The 21,376-nt window shown below is 69.5% G+C and carries 23 protein-coding genes; 8 read left to right on the plus strand and 15 right to left on the minus strand.

Going from position 1 to position 21,376, the window contains the following annotated elements:
• Window positions 1-117 precede the first annotated feature (117 nt).
• Entirely contained in the window at window positions 118-1,203 is a 1,086-nt protein-coding gene (locus EAO27_RS17440; RefSeq protein WP_242772376.1) for an alkene reductase, read from the plus strand.
• Window positions 1,204-1,448: 245 nt separating this feature from the next.
• Here EAO27_RS17440 and EAO27_RS17445 read toward each other — a convergent pair whose 3' ends face one another.
• From EAO27_RS17445 to EAO27_RS17460, 4 genes are all read right to left on the minus strand, one after another.
• Complete coding sequence (locus EAO27_RS17445) at window positions 1,449-2,075, minus strand: hypothetical protein (RefSeq protein ID WP_242772379.1); 627 nt, start codon at window positions 2,073-2,075, stop codon at window positions 1,449-1,451.
• Window positions 2,068-2,493, minus strand: a complete 426-nt coding sequence (gene ribH / locus EAO27_RS17450; protein ID WP_242772382.1) for a 6,7-dimethyl-8-ribityllumazine synthase — start codon at window positions 2,491-2,493, stop codon at window positions 2,068-2,070. Before ribH ends, EAO27_RS17445 begins: the two co-directional genes overlap by 8 nt.
• A complete protein-coding gene (gene ribB, locus EAO27_RS17455) occupies window positions 2,493-3,770 on the minus strand; it encodes a 3,4-dihydroxy-2-butanone-4-phosphate synthase (protein WP_242772385.1) in 1,278 nt (425 codons plus the stop codon). Before ribB ends, ribH begins: the two co-directional genes overlap by 1 nt.
• Before the next feature lie 66 nt (window positions 3,771-3,836).
• Window positions 3,837-4,442, minus strand: coding sequence for an ankyrin repeat domain-containing protein (locus EAO27_RS17460; RefSeq protein ID WP_242772388.1), 606 nt, complete (start codon window positions 4,440-4,442; stop codon window positions 3,837-3,839).
• A 91-nt stretch (window positions 4,443-4,533) separates the two neighbouring features.
• On the opposite strand from EAO27_RS17460, the gene EAO27_RS17465 reads away from it, so the two are divergent.
• The 4 genes from EAO27_RS17465 to EAO27_RS17480 all read left to right on the plus strand — a co-directional run bounded on the left by EAO27_RS17465 (window position 4,534) and on the right by EAO27_RS17480 (window position 8,106).
• Window positions 4,534-5,184 (plus strand): SCO family protein, encoded by a 651-nt coding sequence (locus tag EAO27_RS17465; protein WP_242772391.1) that lies wholly within the window; start codon window positions 4,534-4,536, stop codon window positions 5,182-5,184.
• Complete coding sequence (locus EAO27_RS17470; RefSeq protein WP_242772395.1) at window positions 5,172-5,618, plus strand: YcgN family cysteine cluster protein; 447 nt, start codon at window positions 5,172-5,174, stop codon at window positions 5,616-5,618. The genes EAO27_RS17465 and EAO27_RS17470 overlap by 13 nt, the downstream gene beginning before the upstream one ends.
• Window positions 5,599-6,330, plus strand: a complete 732-nt coding sequence (locus EAO27_RS17475) for a M48 family metallopeptidase (RefSeq protein ID WP_242772397.1) — start codon at window positions 5,599-5,601, stop codon at window positions 6,328-6,330. The genes EAO27_RS17470 and EAO27_RS17475 overlap by 20 nt, the downstream gene beginning before the upstream one ends.
• 81 nt (window positions 6,331-6,411) lie before the next feature.
• Window positions 6,412-8,106: a sulfatase-like hydrolase/transferase gene (locus EAO27_RS17480; RefSeq protein ID WP_242772400.1), complete on the plus strand. Its 1,695-nt coding sequence runs from the start codon at window positions 6,412-6,414 to the stop codon at window positions 8,104-8,106.
• On the opposite strand, the gene EAO27_RS17485 is transcribed toward EAO27_RS17480, so the two are convergent.
• The 5 genes from EAO27_RS17485 to EAO27_RS17505 form a co-directional block, all read right to left on the minus strand.
• Window positions 8,088-10,193 (minus strand): PBP1A family penicillin-binding protein, encoded by a 2,106-nt coding sequence (locus tag EAO27_RS17485; RefSeq protein ID WP_242780636.1) that lies wholly within the window; start codon window positions 10,191-10,193, stop codon window positions 8,088-8,090. The two genes, EAO27_RS17480 and EAO27_RS17485, sit on opposite strands and share 19 nt — an antisense overlap.
• Before the next feature lie 152 nt (window positions 10,194-10,345).
• Entirely contained in the window at window positions 10,346-10,753 is a 408-nt protein-coding gene (gene msrB, locus EAO27_RS17490) for a peptide-methionine (R)-S-oxide reductase MsrB (protein ID WP_242772403.1), read from the minus strand.
• 125 nt (window positions 10,754-10,878) lie between these two features.
• Window positions 10,879-11,976 carry an FAD-dependent monooxygenase gene (locus EAO27_RS17495; RefSeq protein ID WP_242772406.1) on the minus strand — a complete coding sequence of 366 codons (1,098 nt, stop codon included), beginning with the start codon at window positions 11,974-11,976 and terminating at the stop codon, window positions 10,879-10,881.
• Between the two features lie 4 nt (window positions 11,977-11,980).
• Window positions 11,981-12,688 carry a methyltransferase domain-containing protein gene (locus tag EAO27_RS17500; protein ID WP_242772408.1) on the minus strand — a complete coding sequence of 236 codons (708 nt, stop codon included), beginning with the start codon at window positions 12,686-12,688 and terminating at the stop codon, window positions 11,981-11,983.
• Window positions 12,685-13,755 (minus strand): type III polyketide synthase, encoded by a 1,071-nt coding sequence (locus EAO27_RS17505; protein ID WP_242772410.1) that lies wholly within the window; start codon window positions 13,753-13,755, stop codon window positions 12,685-12,687. Before EAO27_RS17505 ends, EAO27_RS17500 begins: the two co-directional genes overlap by 4 nt.
• A 95-nt stretch (window positions 13,756-13,850) precedes the next feature.
• Between EAO27_RS17505 and EAO27_RS17510 the strand changes: the two genes are divergently transcribed.
• Window positions 13,851-14,366, plus strand: coding sequence for a DUF4402 domain-containing protein (locus EAO27_RS17510; RefSeq protein ID WP_242772412.1), 516 nt, complete (start codon window positions 13,851-13,853; stop codon window positions 14,364-14,366).
• Between the two features lie 114 nt (window positions 14,367-14,480).
• Here EAO27_RS17510 and EAO27_RS17515 read toward each other — a convergent pair whose 3' ends face one another.
• The 6 genes from EAO27_RS17515 to EAO27_RS17540 form a co-directional block, all read right to left on the minus strand.
• Window positions 14,481-14,666 (minus strand): hypothetical protein, encoded by a 186-nt coding sequence (locus EAO27_RS17515; RefSeq protein WP_242772415.1) that lies wholly within the window; start codon window positions 14,664-14,666, stop codon window positions 14,481-14,483.
• A gap of 59 nt (window positions 14,667-14,725) precedes the next feature.
• Window positions 14,726-14,917 (minus strand): hypothetical protein, encoded by a 192-nt coding sequence (locus EAO27_RS17520; protein WP_242772425.1) that lies wholly within the window; start codon window positions 14,915-14,917, stop codon window positions 14,726-14,728.
• Window positions 14,918-15,116: 199 nt separating this feature from the next.
• A complete protein-coding gene (locus EAO27_RS17525; RefSeq protein ID WP_242772428.1) occupies window positions 15,117-15,578 on the minus strand; it encodes a YaiI/YqxD family protein in 462 nt (153 codons plus the stop codon).
• The gene (locus EAO27_RS17530; RefSeq protein WP_242772431.1) at window positions 15,575-16,333 is read right to left on the minus strand and encodes a sulfite exporter TauE/SafE family protein; all 759 of its coding nucleotides are present in this window, start codon (window positions 16,331-16,333) and stop codon (window positions 15,575-15,577) included. The genes EAO27_RS17525 and EAO27_RS17530 overlap by 4 nt, the downstream gene beginning before the upstream one ends.
• A gap of 10 nt (window positions 16,334-16,343) precedes the next feature.
• Window positions 16,344-17,051 carry a uracil-DNA glycosylase gene (ung, locus tag EAO27_RS17535; RefSeq protein ID WP_242772434.1) on the minus strand — a complete coding sequence of 236 codons (708 nt, stop codon included), beginning with the start codon at window positions 17,049-17,051 and terminating at the stop codon, window positions 16,344-16,346.
• Between the two features lie 296 nt (window positions 17,052-17,347).
• Window positions 17,348-20,428, minus strand: coding sequence for a TonB-dependent receptor (locus EAO27_RS17540; RefSeq protein WP_242772437.1), 3,081 nt, complete (start codon window positions 20,426-20,428; stop codon window positions 17,348-17,350).
• Between the two features lie 170 nt (window positions 20,429-20,598).
• Here EAO27_RS17540 and EAO27_RS17545 point away from each other — a divergent pair, with 170 nt between their 5' ends.
• Both EAO27_RS17545 and EAO27_RS17550 read left to right on the plus strand, forming a co-directional pair.
• Window positions 20,599-20,931, plus strand: coding sequence for a phosphoribosyl-ATP diphosphatase (locus EAO27_RS17545; RefSeq protein WP_242772439.1), 333 nt, complete (start codon window positions 20,599-20,601; stop codon window positions 20,929-20,931).
• A gap of 14 nt (window positions 20,932-20,945) precedes the next feature.
• Entirely contained in the window at window positions 20,946-21,323 is a 378-nt protein-coding gene (locus tag EAO27_RS17550) for a histidine triad nucleotide-binding protein (RefSeq protein WP_242772442.1), read from the plus strand.
• Window positions 21,324-21,376: the final 53 nt, after the last annotated feature.

Consider the following 21,376-nt stretch of genomic DNA (forward strand, 5'->3'; position numbering starts at 1 on the left):
CACTTAGATTTTCTTTTGCTACCCATGCTTGCGCATCGCGGCGCCCGTCCATAGCTTCGCTGCCCATAGCGGCAAGCCCCGGCGGGCGCCGCTCTAAAAGATGCCGAGGAGAAATTTATGTCCGCATCGCTTTTCGATCCGATCCAGCTGGGCGCCATCACCGCACCGAACCGCATCATCATGGCGCCGCTCACCCGCGGCCGCGCCGGCCCCGGCTTCGTGCCCAACGAACTGGCGCGCGACTATTATCGCCAGCGCGCCTCGGCGGGGCTGATCATCTCGGAAGCGACGGGGATTTCGCAGGAAGGCCTCGGCTGGCCTTCGGCCCCGGGCCTGTGGACCGAGGCGCAGGTCGAGGGGTGGAAACCCGTGACCGACGCGGTCCACGAAGCCGGCGGGCGCATCGTCGCGCAGCTGTGGCACATGGGGCGCCTTGTCCATTCGGTGTTCAACGACGGCAAGCAGCCCGTGTCGGCATCGGCGACGCAGGGAATCGGCCGCGCCCACACCCCGGTCGGCCGCCGCGACCTCGAAGTCGCGCGCCCGCTCGAGCTGGATGAAATCCCCCGCGTCATCGCCGATTATGCCAGGGCCGCGGAAAATGCGAAAAAGGCGGGTTTCGACGGGGTCCAGCTACACGGCGCCAACGGCTATCTGATCGACCAGTTCCTGCGCGACAATGCGAATCTGCGCGACGATGACTATGGCGGCCCCGTCGAAAACCGCATCCGCCTGCTGCGCGAAGTCACCGAAGCGCTGATCGGCGTGTGGGGCGCGGATCGCGTCTCGGTGCGCCTGTCGCCCAACGGCGATTCGCAGGGGGTCGACGACAGCAATCCGGCACCGCTTTTCACCGCGGCCGCTGCCGCGCTCGACGCGCTCGGCATCGCCTTCCTCGAACTGCGCGAACCCGGTCCCGACGGTACGTTCGGGAAAACCGATGTCCCCAAACAATCGCCCGCGATCCGCAAGGCCTTCACCGGTCCGCTGATCCTCAACAGCGACTATACGGTCGCCCTCGCCGAGGAGGCGCTCGCCAGCGGCATCGCCGACGCGATCGCCTTCGGCCGCCCCTTCATCGGCAACCCCGACCTTGTCGAGCGCATCCGGACCGGGGCCGGATGGTCGGCCGACAATCCGCAGACCTGGTATTCGCCGGGCGCCGAAGGCTATACCGATTACCCGGCCTTGCAGGTCGCCTAAGCGTCCTATCCTCCCCGTGGCGAAGCCATGGGGAGGCGGCAGCGGCGCGAGCGCTGACGGAGGGGCTTTGGCGCAACGCCGTGCCCCTCCACCATGTTTTGGATGGCCCCTCGCCGCCACCGCGCGGCAGGGCGAATCCGTTTCCAGAGCGTTTCAAGTCAGCTGGACTCGCCTGACGACCCGGAAAACAGAGCAGAACAGAAATCTGGAGTGCCGGTTTTGATTCGATCAAAACCGAACGCACTCTAGTTGCGCTCGGCGAGCGCCTTGTCGACGATCCCGGCACCGATCGGACCGAGCACCGCGCTGCCGAAACGGAACAGCAGGAAGGCGCCGACGAACAGCAGCACCGGCTGGATCAGCAGCGCCACGACCGCCGCGATCAGCGCGACGAAGAAGAGGGTGACGAAGCCGCCGCTCAGCACCTGCTGCCCCTTGGGCCCGAGTTCGATCGTGCGCGGCCCCTTGGCATCCCACCATTTTCCGGTGACGATCGTCTTGCGTCCGCCCGCACCGGCCCGGGCCGCGGCCGGCGGACGTTGCGGAATGCGCGCCGCTTCGGTTTTCGCGGCCGATTGCGGCGCCTCCTTCCACGGGCGCTTGCCGTTCATGTCGGCGACCTTGGCCGCCATCGAATTCGCCGCAGGCCGCGGCGCTCCCTCGCGTGGAGGCGGCGCGGGCGCAGCGGCGGGGCGCGCCGTTTCGGTCGCGCGCGGCGCCGGACGCACCGGCTCATTCCCCATGCGCCGGTCATATTCGGCCATGCGCTCGGCGGCGCTCGCCGGGGTCTGGCCGGTCTGCCGGTCGATGACCACCAGCCGCCCGCCGCGCTCGACGACGGAAAAGCGGCTGGGAGGCGGTCGATCAACCAATGCCGAATTGTTCCTTCAGGGCCAGCATCGCGAGCGCAGCCTTCGCCGCTTCGCCACCCTTATCCTTGCGCGTCTTGTCGGCGCGCGCAAGCGCCTGTTCTTCATTTTCGACCGTCAATATGCCGTTGCCGATCGCAAGGCCATCGAGCGTCAGCGCCATGATGCCGCGCGCGCTCTCGTTCGAGACGACTTCGAAATGATAGGTCTCGCCGCGGATCACCACCCCCAGCGCGACATAGGCGTCGAACCGCCCGCTGTCGGCCGCGAGCGAGATCGCCGCGGGAACTTCGAGCGCACCGGGAACGGTCACCGTTTCGTGGCTGTGCCCTTCGGCCTCGAGCGCGCTCCGCACGCCGTCGAGCAGCATGTCGTTGAGGTGGCTGTAGAAACGGGCTTCGACGATCAGAACATGCGCCATTATGCGGCCTCCCCGGGGATCGAACGTTCGCCGACGACCGATAGGCCATAGCCTTCGAGGCCGACGAGATTATTGTGCGACGGCGTCAGCAATTCCATCGCATGGACGCCAAGGTCGGCGAGGATCTGCGCGCCGATGCCATAGGTGCGCAGATCCATGCCGCCGGTCGGCGGAGGCAGCGCTTCGGCGTCGGCCGAACCCGGCAACGGACGCATCAGCATCACGATCACCCCGGCGCCGGCCTCGCCGATCGCTTCCATCGAGCGCTGCAGGCGGCGCTTGCGCGCGCCCGGACGCCCCATCAGATCGTCGAACAGCGACACCGGATGCATGCGCACCAGCGTCACGCCCCCGGGATCGACCGCGCCCTTCTGGAGCACCAGATTGACCGTTCCGTCGATCTTGTTGCGATAGGATTTGAGCCGCCAGTCGCCGCCATAGTCCGATTCGAAGGGTTCGTCGGACACGCATTCGACCAGCCGGTCGGTGCGGCTGCGATAGGCGATCAGGTCGGCGATGGTGCCGATCTTGAGCCCGTGACGCCGCGCGAAGGGGATCAGGTCGTCGAGCCGCGCCATCGATCCGTCGTCGTTCATGATCTCGCAGATCACCCCCGAGGGGTTCAGTCCCGCGAGCCGCGCGATGTCGACCGACGCCTCGGTATGGCCGGCGCGGACGAGCACCCCGCCGTCGCGCGCGATCAGCGGAAAGACATGGCCCGGCGTGACGATGTCGTCGCGGCCCTTGGCGCCGTCGATCGCCACCGACACGGTGCGCGCGCGGTCGCCCGCCGAAATTCCCGTCGTCACCCCCTCGCGCGCCTCGATCGAGGTGGTGAAGGCGGTTTCGTGCCGGGTGCCGTTCTGGCGGCTCATCAATTCGAGCCCGAGCACGTCGACGCGCGCCCTGGTCAGCGTCAGGCAGACGAGCCCGCGGCCGTGCGTCGCCATGAAGTTGATCGCGTCGGGGGTCGCCATCTGCGCCGGGATAACCAGGTCGCCCTCATTTTCGCGATCCTCGTCGTCGACGAGGATGAACATGCGGCCGTTGCGCGCCTCGGCGATGATGTCTTCGGGGGTCGCCATCGGCGACAGGTCGCTGCCGTGGGCAAGCCAGTTTTCAAGCTTGCGCAGCGTATCGGCCGTGGGGTTCCAACCCGGCGAATCGAGGTCGCGCAGGCTGTTGGCGTGAAGACCGGCGGCGCGCGCGAGTCCCGAACGGGACATGGCGCCGTCATCGACGATGGCGCGGATGCGCTCGATGAGTTGCGTGGACATGCACCGCAGTTTTCACATTGAGATGTGATTGTCAATCAACAAATCACATTGAACGCACGGCGCGGCTCATTTCGGGCCGAAGGTCGTCCCCAGTTCGCGCACCGGCGCGTCGGCCCTGGCGTCGAGCATCGCGAGCAGCTGGCCGCTGCGGTCGTCGCGCTTCGCATAGTCGCGCGCCGACATGCCCGCGATATGATCGGCCTTGTCGGGATTGGCGCCGCGCCGCACGAGCAGGCGCACCACACCGCTGTTCTTCGCCTGCACCGCGAGGATCAGCGCGGTTTCGCCGCGCCGGTTGGTCTGGTCGACGGGCGCCTTGCCGTCGAGCAGCTCCTCCGCCATCTCGGTCGAATTGAGCAGCGCGGCGTGCATCAGCGGGGTCACCCCCTGGCGATCGGCGATCGACGGATCGGCGCCCTTGCCGAGCAGGAAGGCCAGCCAGGTCGTGTCGCGCCGCTTCACGACGATCGCCAGCGCGGTTTCGCCGGTCTCGGGGTGGCGCGTGTTGACCAGCGCGGCGTCGCCCTTCAGCGCATCGGTCGCCTTGGTTCCGTCGCGGCTCTCGACCGCCTGCAAAAAGGCATAGCCGCCGCGGAACTGCGCCTGCGCCGGCGACAGCGAGGTGGCGAGCAGCGACAGCGCGGCAAGACGAAAGAGGGCACGACGGACCATGGTAACGGAACCTTGCAGAAACGGCCGGCGCCTCCCCCCGGGGCAACGACAAAGGTTGATTTTCGGCGCCTGGCCCCGCAAGGCTGGCCCCATGATGAACATCGCAATTATCGGCCAAAAGGCGTTTCGCGCAAGCCTGATCCTCACGACCGCCGCCGCGCTCGCCGCGTGCGACGCCGGACCGGCCGCCCCAGCGCAGAATAGCCAGCCGCCGCTCGCCGGCGCGCGCATCGGCGGCCCGTTCACCCTCACCGACCAGAATGGCAGGACGGTCAGCGATACCGACTTCGCCGGTCAGTATCGCCTCGTCTATTTCGGCTACAGCTTCTGCCCCGACATCTGTCCCGTCGACCTCCAGAAACTGATGCGCGGGCTGTCGCAGTTCGAAAAGAGCGACCCGGCGCGCGGCGCCAGGATCCAGCCGCTCTTCATCACCGTCGATCCGGCGCGCGACACCCCCGAAGCGCTCAAGCCCTTCGTCGCGCGCTATCACCCGCGGCTGCTCGGGCTGACCGGCACCCCCGAACAGATCGCGGCGGTCGCCAAGGCCTTTGTCGTGACCTATCACAAAGTCGAGGGGTCGGCCCCCGACCGCTATCTGATGGCGCACAGCCAGCTCGCCTTCCTGATGGACCCGGCGGGCAAGCCGCTCGCGCTGGTGCCGCTCGACGATCCCTCGACCGACGTCGACGAGGGCGCCCCCGACAAGGTCGCCGCCGACCTTGCCAGATGGGTGAAGTGACCACCGCGCGCAAATTCTGGGAAGCACCGCTCGCCAGCCTCGACGCCGGCGAGTGGGAAGCGCTGTGCGACGGCTGCGGCAAATGCTGCCTGCACAAGATCGAGGACGAGGACACGGGACGCATCTACCCGACCAATGTCGCCTGCCGCCTGCTCGACCTCGGCACCGCGCGCTGCGGCGATTACAAGCATCGCCGCCGCCACGTTCCCGACTGCCTGACGCTCACCAAGGCGAGCGCGCCCGAAATCGAATGGCTGCCGCAAAGCTGCGCCTATCGCCTGCGCGCCGAAGGGCGGCCGCTGCCGGGCTGGCACTATCTGATCTCGGGGGACCGCGACGCGGTGCACCGCGCCGGCGAATCGATCGTCGGCTGGACGGTCGGCGAACAGGTTGCCGGCCCCCTGGAAAATCACCTTGTCGAACGCGTCGTCTGACCTCGCCGCCGCCGAGGGACCGCAGATCTTCGTCGGCGACGATCCGTGGCCGGTGCGCATCGTCCGCCACGCCCGGTCGCGCCGCTACCGGCTCGTCTTCGACGCCGCGCGCGCCGAATTGCGGCTGACGCTGCCGCACCGCGGCAATGCGGCCAAGGCGCTGCGCTGGGCAAGCGAGCAGCAGGACTGGCTGGCGCAGCAGGTCGGCAAGGCCGTGCTCCCGGTGATGGTCGGCCCCGGCACGACCGTGCCGCTGTTCGGCATCGGCCGGCTGGTCGGGTGGGACCCGGCGCTGCCGCGCACGCTGCGCATCGAGGAGGACCGGCTGAGCCTCGGCGGCCCCGCCGAAAGCGTCGGGCGCCGCGTCGAGCGCTGGCTCAAGGCGCAGGCGCTCGACCTGATGGAGCGCGAGAGCCGCGCGATCGCGGCGCGCGCCGGGCTGGTCGTCGGGCGCGTCGGCGTCGGCGATCCGCGCAGCCGCTGGGGCAGCTGCACCCACGGCGGCGATCTGCGCTACAGCTGGCGGCTGGTGATGGCGCCCGACCACGTCCGGCGCGCGACCGTCGCGCACGAGGTCGCGCACCTCAGGCATATGGACCATGGCCGCGCCTTCCACGCGCTCGTCGACGAACTGCACGACGGCGACGTCGCCGCGGCGCGCGACTGGCTGCGTCGCGAAGGCCGTGGCCTGCATCGCTACCGCTTCGGCTGACGCGGCGCGCGCGAAACCAAATCGCAAGAGGTGGGCGCTATCGAGGCGCGCTCATGCAGGCGGCGGCGGTGAACGGGAACGATGAGAGCGACTGAAGCGCGAACCCCGGTCAAGTCGGTCCTGCTGCTGCTCGGCCTTGCGTTCGATTATCCCGAGATCGGCGCGCGCGTCGCGGCGCTCGGCCCGTCGCCGCAGCTCCTGATCTACGCCGGCCTCTATGCCCTGCTCGCCGCCGCCCTGTGGTGCGCGGCTTTCGTGCGGTCGCCGCTGCTGCGATGGGGATGGGCGTCGATCCTCGCGCTCGCGGCGCTGCTGGTGGGCAGCTTCCAGGCCGCCACTGCCGACGCGATGAGCTATGACGCCTTCATCACCATGATCCATTCGGCGGGGTTCGCGGGCGACGCCATGGCGCAACATGGTCGCTCGATCGCGCGGGCGGCCGCGGGCGCGCTGCTGCTGTTCGTCGGCATCGGCCTGAAACCCGGGCCGCGGCGCCCCGTCCCGCGGGCCGCGACCCTCGCCGCGCCGCTTGCCGGTCTCGCCATCCTGTCGGCCATGCTGTTCGTGCGCGGCGGCGAAGGCGCGCGCGGGCTGCCCGTCGCCTGGACCGGAACCGCCTATGCCGCGCTCTATTCGATCGAGGCGGCCGCGCTGCCCGCGCTGTCGCGCCAGCCGGTCCGCCTCGATCCGGGCCGCCCGGCCGACGACGGCGACATCGTGCTGATCGTCGATGAAAGCATCGCGGGCCGCTATCTCGACATCAACGACCCCGCCGGGGTGCGATCGGGCCTCGCCGCGCCGCCGCCGGGGGTTGCGGTCGGCAATTTCGGGATCGCCGCATCGATCACCCACTGCAGCTATGGCAGCAATCTGACGCTGCGTTACGGCGGCACGCGCGACGCCTATCAACAGGTCAATGCGGTGATGCCGTCGATCTTCGCCTATGCCAGACAGGCGGGATACAGCACGACCTATATCGATGCGCAGCGCGTCGGCGGCGAATATCAGAACGGGATGGACGACGCCGAACGGCGCGATATCGACCATTTCGTCCAGTTCGGCGACACCCCCGTCGTCGAGCGCGACATGGCCGCCGCCGATGCGCTGATCGCGCTGCTCGGCAACGCGCGCCGCGATTTCATCCTGATCAACAAGATGGGAGCGCATTTTCCGGTCGCCGGCAAATATCCCGCCGACGCGCAAATCTATGCACCGGCACTGCCGCGCGACGAAACCGCGCTCGTGACCGAAATGCGATTGCCCGAAAATCTCTACAGCGGCGCCGAACGCTGGCGCCTCTATCGCAACGCCTATCGCAACACCGTGGCGTGGACCGTCGGCGGCTTCTTCGACCGCCTGTTCGCCCGCGCGCGGCTCGACGGGGCGCTGATCGTCTACACCGCCGACCACGGCCAAAATTTGCACGAGCGCGGCGATCGCGGAACGACGACCCATTGCAGCTCGTCACCCGCCGCCGAGGAGGGCGCCGTACCGCTGGTCGTCATCGGCGGGTCAGGCCGCTGGACGGCCGCGGCGAAACGGGGCTTCGACGCATCGAGCCACTACCGCATCTTTCCGACCCTGCTCGCGGCGATGGGCTATGATCCGCGCGCGGTCCGGGCGCGCTATGGCGAGGGGCTCGATTCGCCGCACCCCGACCCGGCGACCTTCAACGCGCTGTTCAACGCACGGCTCGGACGCCAGCCGCAATGGGTCCCGGTGCGCCGCGCATTGGTGGCGCGTCCCCCGCGCGGCGATTACGCCGCCGCCCCCTGATTCGCTTCGCCCGTGCCGTCACGCGGCGGCACCATCTTCGGCGGCGCGACCTTGACCGCCGGCGGATTGCGCGGCGCCGGGGCCGGCGCCTTGGCTGCGCCATTGGCATCGGACGAGCGCCGCCCGGTCTGCTCGTCGAGCCAGCGCTGGTCGAGCACGGGGGGCTCGACCGTCTCGGGCGCGGGATCGCCCTCGACCGGCGGACGGCTGTCATAGGGCAGCTCGATCGGCATGCCATTCTCGTCGACCATCCCGCCTTCGCCGGGCTCGCCGAGATAGGCGTCCTCTTCGTCCTCGAGCTGCCAGTCGGGCAGCTTTACGTCGGTGTCGAACTGCTCGACCGGGCGCCGCGCCACCGCGACGCGCATGAAGTCGGCAAAGGCCTTGGCCGGGGCGCGCCCCCCCTGCAATCCGCCGACCGCCTTGGCATCGTCGCGCCCCATCCACACGCCGGTGGTCAGCCCGCTCGAAAAGCCGAGGAACCATCCATCCTTGTTGCTCGACGTCGTTCCCGTCTTGCCCGCGACCGGCCGGCCGATCTGCGCGGCGCGCCCGGTGCCCGTGGCGACCGCGCTCTGCATCAGGTCGGTGATCCCCGCGGCGACCCAATTGTCGACCAGCACGGTGCCGCGCTCGGCGGGACGCTGGTAGAGCAGGCGCCCGTCGGCGGTGGTCACCTTGGTGATGCCATAGGGCACCGCCGACACGCCCTTGCGCGCGATCGCGGCAAAGGCGGCGGTCATGTCGATCACGCGGACGTCGGAGGTGCCGAGCACCATCGACGGCTGGGTGTTGATCGGGGTGGTGATGCCGAAACGCCGCGCCATATTGGCAACGGTCGAATAGCCGACCTCGTCGCCCAGCTTGGCCGCGACGGTGTTCACCGAATAGGCAAAGGCGCTGCGCAGGTCCATCGCGCCCGAAAAACGCCCCGACGAGTTGCGCGGGCTCCAGCCGCGGATCGTCACCGGCTCGTCGACCACCTCGTCGTTGACCTTATAGCCCGCCTCGAGCGCAGCCATATAGACGAAGACCTTCCACGCCGATCCGGGCTGGCGCACCGCCTGCGTCGCGCGGTTGTAGTTCGACGCGACATAATCGGTGCCGCCGACCATCGCGCGCACCGCGCCGTCGCGGTCGATCGACACCAACGCGCCCTGCGCCCCGCCGGGCACATTGGCCTGGATCGCCGCGGTCGCGGCGCGCTGCATATTGAGGTCGATGGTGGTGTAGACGTCGATCGCCTCGCTGCCCTCGTCGATGAGCATGTCGAGCTGCGGCAGCGCCCAGTCGCTGAAATAGCGCGCGCTGTTCTGCCCGGTCTCCTGCGCCAGCTGGACGTCGGCAGGCTTGGCCCCGTCGGCCTGCGACTGGGTGATCACCCCCGCGTCGACCATCACCGAAAGCACCACCCCGGCGCGGCCGAGCGCGGCCTGCGCGTCGGCGGTCGGCGAATAGCGCGACGGCGCCTTGACCAGTCCCGCGACCACCGCCGCCTCGGACAGCGACATCTGCGTCGCGCTGTGGCCGAAGAAACGCCGTGACGCAGCATCGATGCCATAGCTGCCGCCGCCGAAATAGACCTTGTTGAGATAGAGTTCGAGGATCTCGTCCTTCGAAAACTTCCATTCGAGCGCCAGCGCGAGCACCATCTCGCGCGCCTTGCGGCGGAAATCATAGCTGTTCGACAGGAAGATGTTGCGCGCGAGCTGCTGCGTGATCGTCGAGGCGCCCTGCATGCGACGCCCGCTGCCGCGGTTCTGCAGCGCGACCACCGCCGCGCGGCTCATCCCGACCGGGTCGAGCCCGGGGTGATAGCGAAAGCGCCGGTCTTCGACCGCCACCATCGCATCCTGCATCACCTGCGGCGTTTCGCTGAGCGTCAGCCAGCGTCCGTAATTGGGGCCGAGCGACAGGAACACCGTACCGTCGGCGGCATGGACGCGAATCGTCTGCCCGGCGGGTGATTTCTTGAGTTCCTCGAAGCTCGGAATGCGCTGCACGGCGATGCCGACCGCGACCGCCAGCGCAACCACGCCGACGAGCGCGAGCCCGAGGCCCCAGCGCCACGCACGGCGCAGCCACACGCGCCAGCGCGGCGGCTCGCCGCCCGATGGTGCGCGCTTGCCGTTACCCGACGACGATGATTTACCCGAACTTGCCTGCTGTCTTTCGCGGCGCAAAGCCGATTCCCTTCCCTCGCTGCGCCCCTGTACGCGTCAGCCCCGAGGACTGGTGGTCAGCCCTCGCCGGTCTGCGCGTCATCCGGCCCGCGACCGGCGAAGTCAAGCGCCGCGCTGTTGATGCAGTAACGCAGCCCCGTCGGCCCGGGGCCGTCGGGAAAGACATGGCCGAGATGGCCTTCGCATTTCGCGCAGCGCACCTCGGTGCGGACCATGCCGTGGCTCGCGTCGCGGTGCTCGGTCACCGCGCTGTCGGCGGCGGGCGCGGTATAGCTCGGCCAGCCCGAGCCGCTGTCATATTTGGTGCGGCTGTCGAACAGCGGTTCGCCGCAGCCGGCGCAGCGATAGACGCCGTCGCCCTTGTGATCGGTATATTTGCCGGTGAAGGCGCGCTCGGTGCCGCCCTCGCGCAGCACATGGTGCGCCATCGGGTCGAGCGGCCGGTCGGGCTGTGAGTCGGTCATGCTGGGGAAGCTCCTTCCTGCGCGCCGATGGGCGGCGGCGCCTGTTGCGCCTGATATCGGCGCCGAAGCCGGGCTCCGCAAGGGGAAGCCGCCCGAACCCGCGGCGAGAAGGAGGGCGAACGGATTCAGCCGCCCGGCAACCGCGTCGCGCGTGTCATTCCGCGGACGAGCGGCGGGGCGAGCGCCGCCGCACGAACCATCAGGGGTCCGCCCCGCCGGCTCTCCCCCACGCGCCACACGATGTTCGCGAGCGCGAAGGGGCGCACCATGCGCGCCGCCAGCGCCCGCTGGAACGCGGGTGCCGCGTCGGCTGCACCGCGGCGCCACGCCGCCACCGCGGCTTCGGCGCTCGCGAGCGCGATGCCCATCCCTTCGCCCGCCAGACTCGGGATCACCCCCGCCTGATCGCCGAGTCGGAACAAGCCCGGCGTCGTGATGCCGCTCCGCCATCCATAGGGTACATGCCCGATCGCATCGATCGCGACCGTCCAGTCGGCCCGGGCCAGCCGTTCGCCCAGATGCGGGTTCGTGTCGCCGAGCCGGCGCAGCAATGCCTCGGGCGACGCGCCCAGCTGCGACTTGTGGACCGCGAGACACAGGTTCGCGCTGCCATCCTCCTGTCGCACCAGCCCCGCATAGCCGCGATCGAACAGGTGCAGCTCGACCGCATCCTCGACCAGCCGGTCGAGCGCCGGGTGCGGCGGCAGCCGCAGCCGCAGCCCCATCACCGGGTCGGCGCGCTGCCACGTCGCGGGCTCGCGCGCGAAACCCCGAAAGCCATGTTTGCCGGCGGCGAGGAAGGTCGACGGCGCGCGCAGCGCCGCGCCGTCACGCGTCCGCACCGCGCCGTCCTCGATCGCGGTCGCGACGATACCGCGTTCGAGCCCCGCGCCCGCCGCGACCGCCGCCGCCTGCAACGCCGAGTCGAGCCGCCGCCGCGACACGCCCATCGCGGCGGCGGGCAGCGGGGTTTCGCTCTGCGCCTCGCCGGCGAACAGCCGCACACGGCGCACCACCTGTCCGCCGAGCATGTCGGCCCCGATCCCAAGCGCCGCCAGCCGCGCCAGCGTCGGCCAGCTCAGGAAACCGCCGCACAGCGCGTCGCCCGTGTCGCGCGACCGTTCGAGCAGCAGAACACGCGCGCCGCCCCGCGCCAGCCCGATCGCCGCCGCCGCTCCGGCAGGCCCGGCACCGACCACGATCGCGTCGGGGGCGCCCGTCACCGGATCACCGCACGCGCTCGACGCACAACCGGTAGGGAAAGCTGCGAAAGATGCGCGCCGGGACGCCGGGCAGCGCCTCGGCGAGCAGCGCGGCCCATTCGCCGCGCCGGAAACTGCGTCCGACCGACAGCTGCCCGTCGCGCCGCACGATCGGATCGACCCGCGCGAGCGCCGCGAGCAGCGGGAACCCCATGAAGGGCAATCGCCGCCGATGCAGGTCGTTGACCAGCCAGCCCAGCGCCGCCTCGCTTTCCATGAAAGCCAGAAAATCGCGGCGCTGGCCGGGCGTCATATGATGCGCGACAAGGCTCGACACGATGATGTCCCAGCCGTCGCCCGCCAGATCGCGATAATCACCGGTGACCAGCCGCGCCCGCGCGCCCAGACGCGCCGCGGCGACCGGCGCGCTCTTGGGGTTGAGATCGACTCCCACCAGGTCGAGCGCAACGCCGCGCCTGTCGCCCCAGCGCGCGATCCGCGCGAGCATGTCCCCCGCGCCGAAACCGACGTCGAGGATTCGCCATGGCCGGTCGCCCGTTCCGCGCCCCCGCACCCGGTCGAGGAACGCCAAGGTCGGCCGCGCCGCGAGCGTCAGCGCGTTGATCCGCGACAGGTCGCCCAGCACTGCCGCATAGCGCACGGGCGCGAGGTCGGCGGCGTCCATCTCTTCCTCGGCCTCGATCGGCGCAGCGAGGCTGGCAAAGGGGGTCATGGAGCGGTGAAGCGGATCGCCTCGGCGGCGAGGCCGGGGCCAAAGGCGATCGCGACTCCCTCGCCCTGCGCGCCGCGCGCCATCATCCGCGCGAGCACGAACAGGATCGTCGCCGACGACATGTTGCCGCACGCAGCGAGCACCGCGCGGCTGTCCGCGAGCGCGTCGGCGCGCACCCCGAGCGCCGCCTCGACCGCGTCGAGCACCGAGCGGCCGCCGGCGTGCACCGCGAGCAGCGGCGGCGGCCCGCCGTCGCCGAACAGCGTGCGCTGGACCGCCGCATCGGACAGCGCCGCGCGCAGCCGCCCGGGCACCTCGCCCGACAGCTGCATCGCGAACCCCCTGTCGCCGATGTCCCAGCGGATCAGGTCCGCGCTGTCGTCGAGCGCGAGGCTGCGCCCTTCGCCAAGGGATATCCCGCCGGGTGCCGCCGACACGATGCCCGCCGCGGCGCCGTCGCTGAACTGGAGCATCGCGAGCAGCGGCTCGGGCGTGTCGGCGAGGCTGAGGTGCAGCGTCGACAGCTCGACGCTCACCACCAGCACCACCGCTTCGGGGTCCGACCGCACGATATGGCGCGCATTGCGCAGCGCGGTAACCCCGGCGTAACAGCCCATGAAGCCGATCAGCACGCGCTCGACCGTCGGCGCCAGCCCCAGCCGGCGCGCGATGATCTGGTCGATCCCCGGCGCGACGAAGCCGGTGCAGCTCGCGACCACCAGATGCGTCACCCGCGCCAGCGCGAAGGCATCGCCGAGCCTTGCGATCGCGGCGAGCGCGAGGTCGGGCGCATGATCGGCATAGGCGGCCATCCGCGCCGAGGTCGGCGGCAGACCGGGGACGTCATAGAATCCGCCCGGCGCGACCGGCGATCCGCCCGCGGGCGTCGGCGGCAGCACCGACCAGCGGTGCGCGATCCCCGACCGTCCCGCCATGCGCGCGAACAGCGCGCGCATCCGGTCGTCGGCAATCCGCGGCGTCGCCCATTCGATGAACGCCTGGTGGATATCGTGACCCGGCGTCGCGGTGGCGAGGGCGTTGAGCCGGGCGGACGGCGTGCTGGTCATGCGGCGGGTGTGACCGAAAAGCGGGGGACTGGCCAGCGGATAAGCGCCTCGCCAGCTTTACCGCGGCTTAACCATGAAGCGCCTATCAAAAGCGGGTGAAACTGCGCGCCTGCCTCACCCTCGGCTTCCTGTTCGCCGCCCCCGCGAGCGCGGCGGCACAATGCCTGCTCTGCGGCAATGCCGACCCGGCGGCCCGCAGCGCGAGTCGCCCCGCCGAAGCGCCGCTGCGCGTCGAAGTCGACACCCAGCTCGATTTCAGCCGCGTCGCGGTCGGCGCAGCGGGCGGCACGGTCGACCTCGACCCGCTCTCGGGCGCGCGGCGGCTGAGCGGCGACGTCATCGACCTCGGCGGTTTCGCGGTCACCGGCACCGTTACGGTGCGCGGCGAACCCGGCGCCGCGGTGCGCGTCCTGCTGCCGGCGGCGGTCGATCTCGAGGGGGGGTACGGCCGCAGCGCGCGCGTCACCGGCCTCGTCACCGACCTCTCCGCCGCGCCGCGGCTGGGTCCCGACGGCCGGCTGCAATTCCGCTTCGGCGGCCGCCTCCGGATCGCCGGGCTCGACGACGGCGACTATCGCGGCCGGATTCCGGTGACGGTCGAATATCAATAAAGCGTCGGCGCCGGCGGGCGCGGCACGCAAAGACCCTCCCGCCGGGGTCGCAACGGCGGGAGGGTCCTGCAGGACCGGCCGCAAGGCCGGCACCGGAAGCGCGCGCGGATCGCGTCAGCGATTGCCCGAATCGCGCGGCACCTGCGGCGCGGGGAGCAGGATGCCGATCAGATAGGCAACCGGATTGGTGCGCAGCACCGGCGCGGCGGGTGCGGGCTGCGCCGACTGCGCCATCGCGGGAACCGCGGGCAGCGCCACGGCGAGCGCGAGGAGGGGAGCGAGGAGGGAACGCTTCGTCATCGGGGTCATCTTTCCTGAAAGGCCGTGCGGGCCGGCGGGCAAGCCGGCCCGGCGGCGGGTCAACGGCCGCGCGGAGCGGCTTCGCGGACCTTCTGCACCGCGGGAAGCAGCAGGCCGATCAGATAGTTGATCGGGCCGTTCGAGATCGTCATGCCCTGCTGCGCGGGCTGCGCCGACTGGGCCATCGCAGGGGTCGCCGACAGCGCGAGGCCGAGCGCGACGACGGGGGCGAGGAGCATCTTCCTGGTCATGGGTCTTTCCTTTCGAATGGGGTCAAAATCGGTGTTCGGTTCAAAATGGGGTCGGGGTGTTCCCGATGCCCCGCTTATGTCCGCACCGCCGCCGCACGACCGTGAGCCACATCACTGGCCGCGAAAAATGTTCGCAGCTCCCTGAAATTGCAGCAAAAGAAAATCGTCCGGAAAGGTCGGACCCGCGAATCGGCGCGAATCAGCCGCGCTTCAGCCGCACCAGCGCGGCGTCGAGCGCCTGGAGGAAGGTCGAACGGTCGGCCTTCGAAAAGGGCGGCGGTCCGCCGACCCCGTCGCCCATTCCCGCGCGCAGGTCGGCCATGATCGCGCGCGTCGCGATCGCCGGGCCGATCGACGCCGCGGTAAAGGGCTTGCCGTTCGGGGCGAGCACCATCGCCCCCGCCTTGAGCGCGCGGTCGGCGAGCAATATGTCGGCGGTGACGACGATGCTGCGCGGCGTCGCCGCGTCGGCGATCCAGTCGTCGGCGGCGTCGAAACCATCGGACACCACCACCCGCTCGATCAGCGGGTGCTCGGGCACGCGCAGCCGGCTGTTGCTGACGATCTTGACCGCGACCGCGTGCCGCCACGCGACCTTGTACACCTCGTCCTTCACCGGGCAGGCGTCGGCATCGACCAGGATCGTGACCGGCGCACTCATCCGTGCGCCCCGTCCCAGAAGAGCTTCGCGCCGAGCAGCACCATCAGCACATAGACAAGCACATAGAAGCGTTCGGGGTTCATCCGCTTCATCCAGCGCACGGTGAGCAGCGTCGAGACGATCGCGAGCGGCATCAGCAGCAGCGCCGCGACGACCACCTCGTGCGGAAAGGCGCCGAGCGCGAGATAAGCGGGCACCTTCATCCAGTTGACGATCGCGAAGAGGATCGCGCTGGTGCCGATAAAGGTCAGGTGCGGCAGCTTGCGCGGCGTCACCCACATCTGGAACGGCGGCCCGCCCGCGTGCGCGATCTGGCTCGTCAGCCCCATGATGCCGCCAAAGATCGTGCCGACCCAGCCCGGCGACCGCGACGCCGCGACGATCCGTCCGCCGCGCTCGACCCACAGGCGATAGAGGCCGAAAGCGAGCGTGATCGCGCCCAGCGCCGCCATCAGCTGCGCCTCGTCGACGCGCTCGGCGTAGAACCAGCCCGCCGCGACACCGAGCGCGGCGCCGGGTAGCATCCAGCCAATGATCCAGCCGTCCCACGTCTTGCGGAACGCCCAGACGCTGATCACATCCTGCACGATCAGCACCGGCAGCAGCAGCGCCGCGGCGGTCGCGGGGGGCAGCACGAGCGCCGCGAGCGGCGTCGCGAGCGCGCCGACCCCGGCGAGCCCGCCCTTCGCCATGCCGAGCAGGATCACCGCGGCGACGAGCACGGCGAGCGTCACGGGGTCCGCCAGGATGCTCACCGGCGCGGGCTCATTCGGCGGCGGGACTTTCGGGCAGCGCCCAGTCGATCGGGCTGCGGCCGTGCGCCGCAAGGAAGGCGTTCGCCTGGCTGAACGGCTTCGACCCGAAAAAGCCGTTGTGCGCCGACAGCGGCGACGGATGCGGTGCGCGCAGGATCAGGTGCGGGCTGCCCGTCGCCAGCCCGGCGACGTTCGCCGCCTTCTTCTGGGCGTGGCTGCCCCACAAGATGAAGACCTTGGGCGCGGGGTCGGCGGCGACCGCGGCGACCGCGGCGTCGGTGAAGCGTTCCCAGCCGCGCTTCTGGTGCGACGCGGCAAGGCCGGCCTCGACCGTCAGGCAATTGTTGAGCAGCAGCACGCCCTGTTCGGCCCAGCTTTTCAGATAGCCGTGGCGCGCCGGCGGGATGCCGAGGTCGTCCCGCATTTCCTTGTAGATATTGACCAGGCTCGGCGGGGTGCGCACCCCCGGCTGCACCGAAAAGCACAGGCCGTGCGCCTGCCCCGGTCCGTGATAGGGATCCTGCCCCAGGATGACGACGCGCACATCCTGCGGCGGGGTGGCGTCGAGCGCCGCGAACCAGTGCGCGGGCCGCGGATAGATCGTCTTGCCGCGGGCGCGCTCGTCGGCCAGAAACGCCTTCAACTGCGCCATATAGGGCTGCTCGAACTCGCCGCCAATGTGCGCGAGCCAGTCGGGATGAAGCTTCACTTCGGCCATGATGCGGCTTCACCAGAGGCGCGCGGGCTTGTCCAGTCCCGTTCCCCTGCCTTTTTGGGCGACGCGATCGCGGGCGATCCGAATGGCCGCTAACGACCGGGAGCGGCCATCGGAAATCCTCCCTGTCGCGCAGCGATGGGGAGGTGGCAGCGCGAAGCGCTGACGGAGGGGCTATGGCGCAGCGTTGCCGCCCCTCCACCACCGCCTGCGGCGGCGGTCCCCCTCCCCATGGCCTGCGGCCACAGGGAGGATCGCTAGTCACAGCTTCCCACCCCAAAAACCGCCCTGCCCGGCTTCTACAGTTTCCCGCGCACGCTCAGGAAGAAGCGGCGGCCGAGATAATCATATTGCGTCCCGAAGGCGGGCGCCTGTCCGATCACCGGTGCGGTTCCCGCGACCACGGTCGACACCCGCGGCGGCGGGGTATCGAACAGATTGGCGACCCCCAGCGTGATGCGGAAGCGTTCGGCGACATCGCGGCTCAGCGACAGCGAATGATAGAAGGTCGCGGGCACGCTGACGTCGGGGCAGAAACGCCCGCCCGGACGGAAGCCCGAGGTGCGGCAGGGATCGCCGCCCTGCGCGCGCAGCAGGTCGGCCATGTTCGATGCTGCCCCGGTGACGTCGAGCCCGTAAAAGAGCGTCCAGCCGTCCTTCATCCAGCCGAGGTTGAAGTCGCCGACCCATTTCGGATTGCCGATCTTGCCGTTGTCGTCGATCGTCGTGCCGGGGAAGAGTTCGACCTTGTCCTCGATCTGCCAGGTCATCTGCGCACGGAAGGCCAGCGCGCCGAGCTTGCCGAGGTCCTGATCGACCGCGAGCGACAGGTCGACGCCGCGGTTCCGCTGGCGGCTGATGTTGACATAGCGATCGGTCACCGTCGCGACGCTCTGCGCGTCGGGCCCGGCCGCCGTGCGCGTGAACAGGCCGCAGAAGGCCTCGGTCGCGAATTTGTCCGAATCATAGCAGCTGGTCAGGATGTTGCCCGCGCCGAGCAGCGTGATCTCGTCCTTCACCTTGATGTCGAAATAGTCGACCGCGAGGCGCGTCTTGAGCCCGCCCCACAGCGCGCCCGACAGATCGGGGGTGAGGATGACCGACACCGTTTTCGCGGTCGAGGTTTCGGGTTTCAGCCGGCCGAGGCCGCCGCCCGAGGTGATCGTCGCGGGGCCGACGCCCCCGGCATAATCGGGGTCGATGCCGTCGGCGGCGCAATTGTCGAAAACGCGCTGGCTGATCGCCCCCGCCGCGAGCCGTGCCGCGGTCTGGATGCACGGATCGATATCCTGCTGGCCGAGGAAGCCCGTCTGGTCCTGCAGGAAAAGTTCGAACAGCGCCGGTGCGCGGAACGAGGTGCCCCAGGTGCCGCGCAAACGCAGCCAGTCGTTGACCGCCCAGTCGGCGCCGACCTTCCACGTCGTGTCGCTGAAATCATCCCGCGCGCCCGAGCGCGAGGTCGCCTCGACATGCGTATAACGCGCCGCACCCGACAGCGTCAGCCGCTCGATCATCGGCACGCCTTCGAGCAGCGGCAGTTCGACCTCGCCGAACACTTCCTTCGACACGGTACGCCCGGCGGTAATGCCCGAGGTCGTGAAATTGGCGACATTGCCCGCGAGCGTCGCGGCGCCCGGCGTGTCGGCGATTTCGTCGCGGCGGATGTTCGCCCCGAACGCCGCGCCGACCGGTCCCGCGGGCAGGGCGAACAATTTGCCCGTCACCAGCGCCTCGGCCGACGTCTGCTTGAACAATGTCCGCCCGGTCTCGCGTCCCATCAGGAAAGCGCGCTCTTCGGGGGTGAAGTCGCCGCGCAGCACGCGCGGATCGGTAAAATCGACATCGATGCACGGCACGCCGCGGATCGCGGTCACCGTGCCCGCGCACGAGCGCGTGCGCAGCGTCTGCGACGCGAGCGCGTCGCGATAGATGATATCCTGCGCATAGCGGGCGTCCGACCGGCTGTGCTGGCCGTAAACGTCCCATTTCCACGCCGCGCCGATCGTCCCGCGCAGGCCAAGGACGCCGCGATAATAATCGACGTCGGCCTCGCTCTGCGATTTCACCAGCACCCGCGGACGCAGGATCAGATTGCCGACGAAGTCGCCGTTGAGCGGATCGCCCAGATCGCCGGGATCGCAGTTGAACGCGGCCGGATCGCACAGGAAGAAGGGCAGCATCGACGCGCCGGTGAATTGCTCGAGCGTCATCAGCTGGACGCCGTTGCCCGCCGACTTGCGGTTGCTGAACAGGAATTCGCCATAGGCGGTGATCCCGTCGGTGATATCGTAGGCGCCCTCGGCGAAGGCGCTGATCCGGCTGACGCGCGAAAACACGTCCGAATCCTGTTCGGCGGGCTCGAACTGGTTGAGCGCGCCGGTCGATGGTCCGTCGAAATTGACCCCGAAGAAATCGGCGGGCCCGAACACCCCAATCGGGTTGTAGGCGTTGATCGGGATCCCGACGCCCGCGAATTCGGCGCCATATTGGCCCGCATAGATCGCCTGCCCGTTCGGCGCGATCAGCCCGGGGCCGAAGGTCGGAAAGCCGTCCGGGTCGACCCCCGAAAAATCGCTGAACACGATCATGTTTGCCTGCGTGCTGCTGCACGCCGGGCGCCCGGTGCGGAAATCGACGATGTCGGCGCGGCTGCCATCGGCTTCGCGCTTCAGATATTCTTCGGAGCAGAAAAGGAAACCGCGGTCGCGGCGGGTGAGGTTCTGCTGGCGGAAATAGTCGACCGTCGCGAAGACATGCCCGCGCTCGAATTTCCTGCCGAAGCTCGCATCGACGCCATAGCTTTCGCCCCCGCCATGCTGGGTGACCGAAGAAAATCCGCCGCCTTCGAAGCCGTCGAGGTCGTCGCGGGTCAGGATGTTGACCACGCCCGCGACCGCATCGGAGCCATAGATCGACGAGGCGCCGGTCTTGAGGATCTGGGCCTCGCGCACCACCGACAGCGGCAGCACGTTGAGGTCGAAGGGCGCGACCGCGCCGCGGATGCCCGCGGGACCCGCGCGCCGGCCGTTGATCAGCACCAGCGTGCGTTCGGCGCCGAGCCCGCGCAGCGACACCGTCTGGACGTCGTTGCCGCCGTTGGCGACGAAGCGGTTCGACAGCGCCGAGGTGATCTGGACCGAACCCTGCGCGGCGGGCGTCGATTGCAATATCTCGGCGAGCTGGACCTGCCCCTGCAATCTGGCCGAATCGGAATCGACGATCTGGATCGGGTCGGCGCTGGTGAATTCGCTCTTCGCGATGCGCGATCCGGTGACGACGATCGTATCGCCCTCCGTCTGCGCCGCGGCGGGTGAGGCCGCGAGCGCGATCAGCGAGGCCGTGGCGGCCAGAAACACCTGGGAGCTGGTGCCCGTTTTCATGAATTTTGTCCGAACTAGAAGTTGATCCCGCCCCCCGGCTCCGCAAAACTACGCCCGGTCGCCTTTCGATATGGTTACTGCGGCATAAAATTTCGTCGCCCGCGCGCCGGTGCCGATGACTTGTCGTGTACGCCGGGCGCGTCTAGGCACGCATCCGAAAGGATCGCGCGATGAGCAAGGCGATGGGCGAAGCACTGGGGCGGCTGGAGGCGGTCGTGCACGACCGGCTGGCGGCGGGCGAGGCCGAGGCCTCCTATGTCGCGAGCCTCGCCGCAAAGGGCCGCGGCAAGATCGCGCAGAAGCTCGGCGAGGAAGCCGTCGAGACGGTGATTGCAGCGATCAGCGAGGACGATCCGGCGCTGATCGGCGAGGCGAGCGACCTCGTCTTCCACCTCTCGATCCTGCTCGCCGAACGGGGCCTTGGCTGGGACGCGATCGCCGCCGAACTCGACCGCCGCCACGGCACCTCGGGCCACGCCGAAAAAGCCGCGCGCCAGCCATAAGCACAGGAGTCCCCATGCCGATCGACGCCACCCTTCCCTATGACGCGACCAACATCTTCGCGCGCATCCTGCGCGGCGAACTGCCGTCGAAGACCGTCTACGAGGACGAGTTTGCCCTCGCCTTCCACGACATCAACCCGCAGGCGCCGACGCACATCCTCGTCATCCCCAAGGGCGCCTATGTCAGCTGGGACGATTTTTCCGAACGCGGCAGCGAGGCCGAGATCGCGGGCTTCGTCCGCGCGGTGGGCCGCGTCGCGCGCGACCTCGGGCTCGTCGCGCCCGGCTATCGCCTGCTCGCCAATATCGGGCCCGACAGCCACCAGGAAGTGCCGCACCTCCACGTCCACCTCTTCGCGGGCCAGAAGCTCGGCCCGATGCTCGTCCGCTAGGCCTTTTCGCATCGGTCAATGACCGCGATCACAGCGCTGCGCACCACTGCGGT

Origin of the sequence: Sphingopyxis sp. YF1 (assembly GCF_022701295.1) — a bacterium.
Lineage (GTDB): Bacteria > Pseudomonadota > Alphaproteobacteria > Sphingomonadales > Sphingomonadaceae > Sphingopyxis.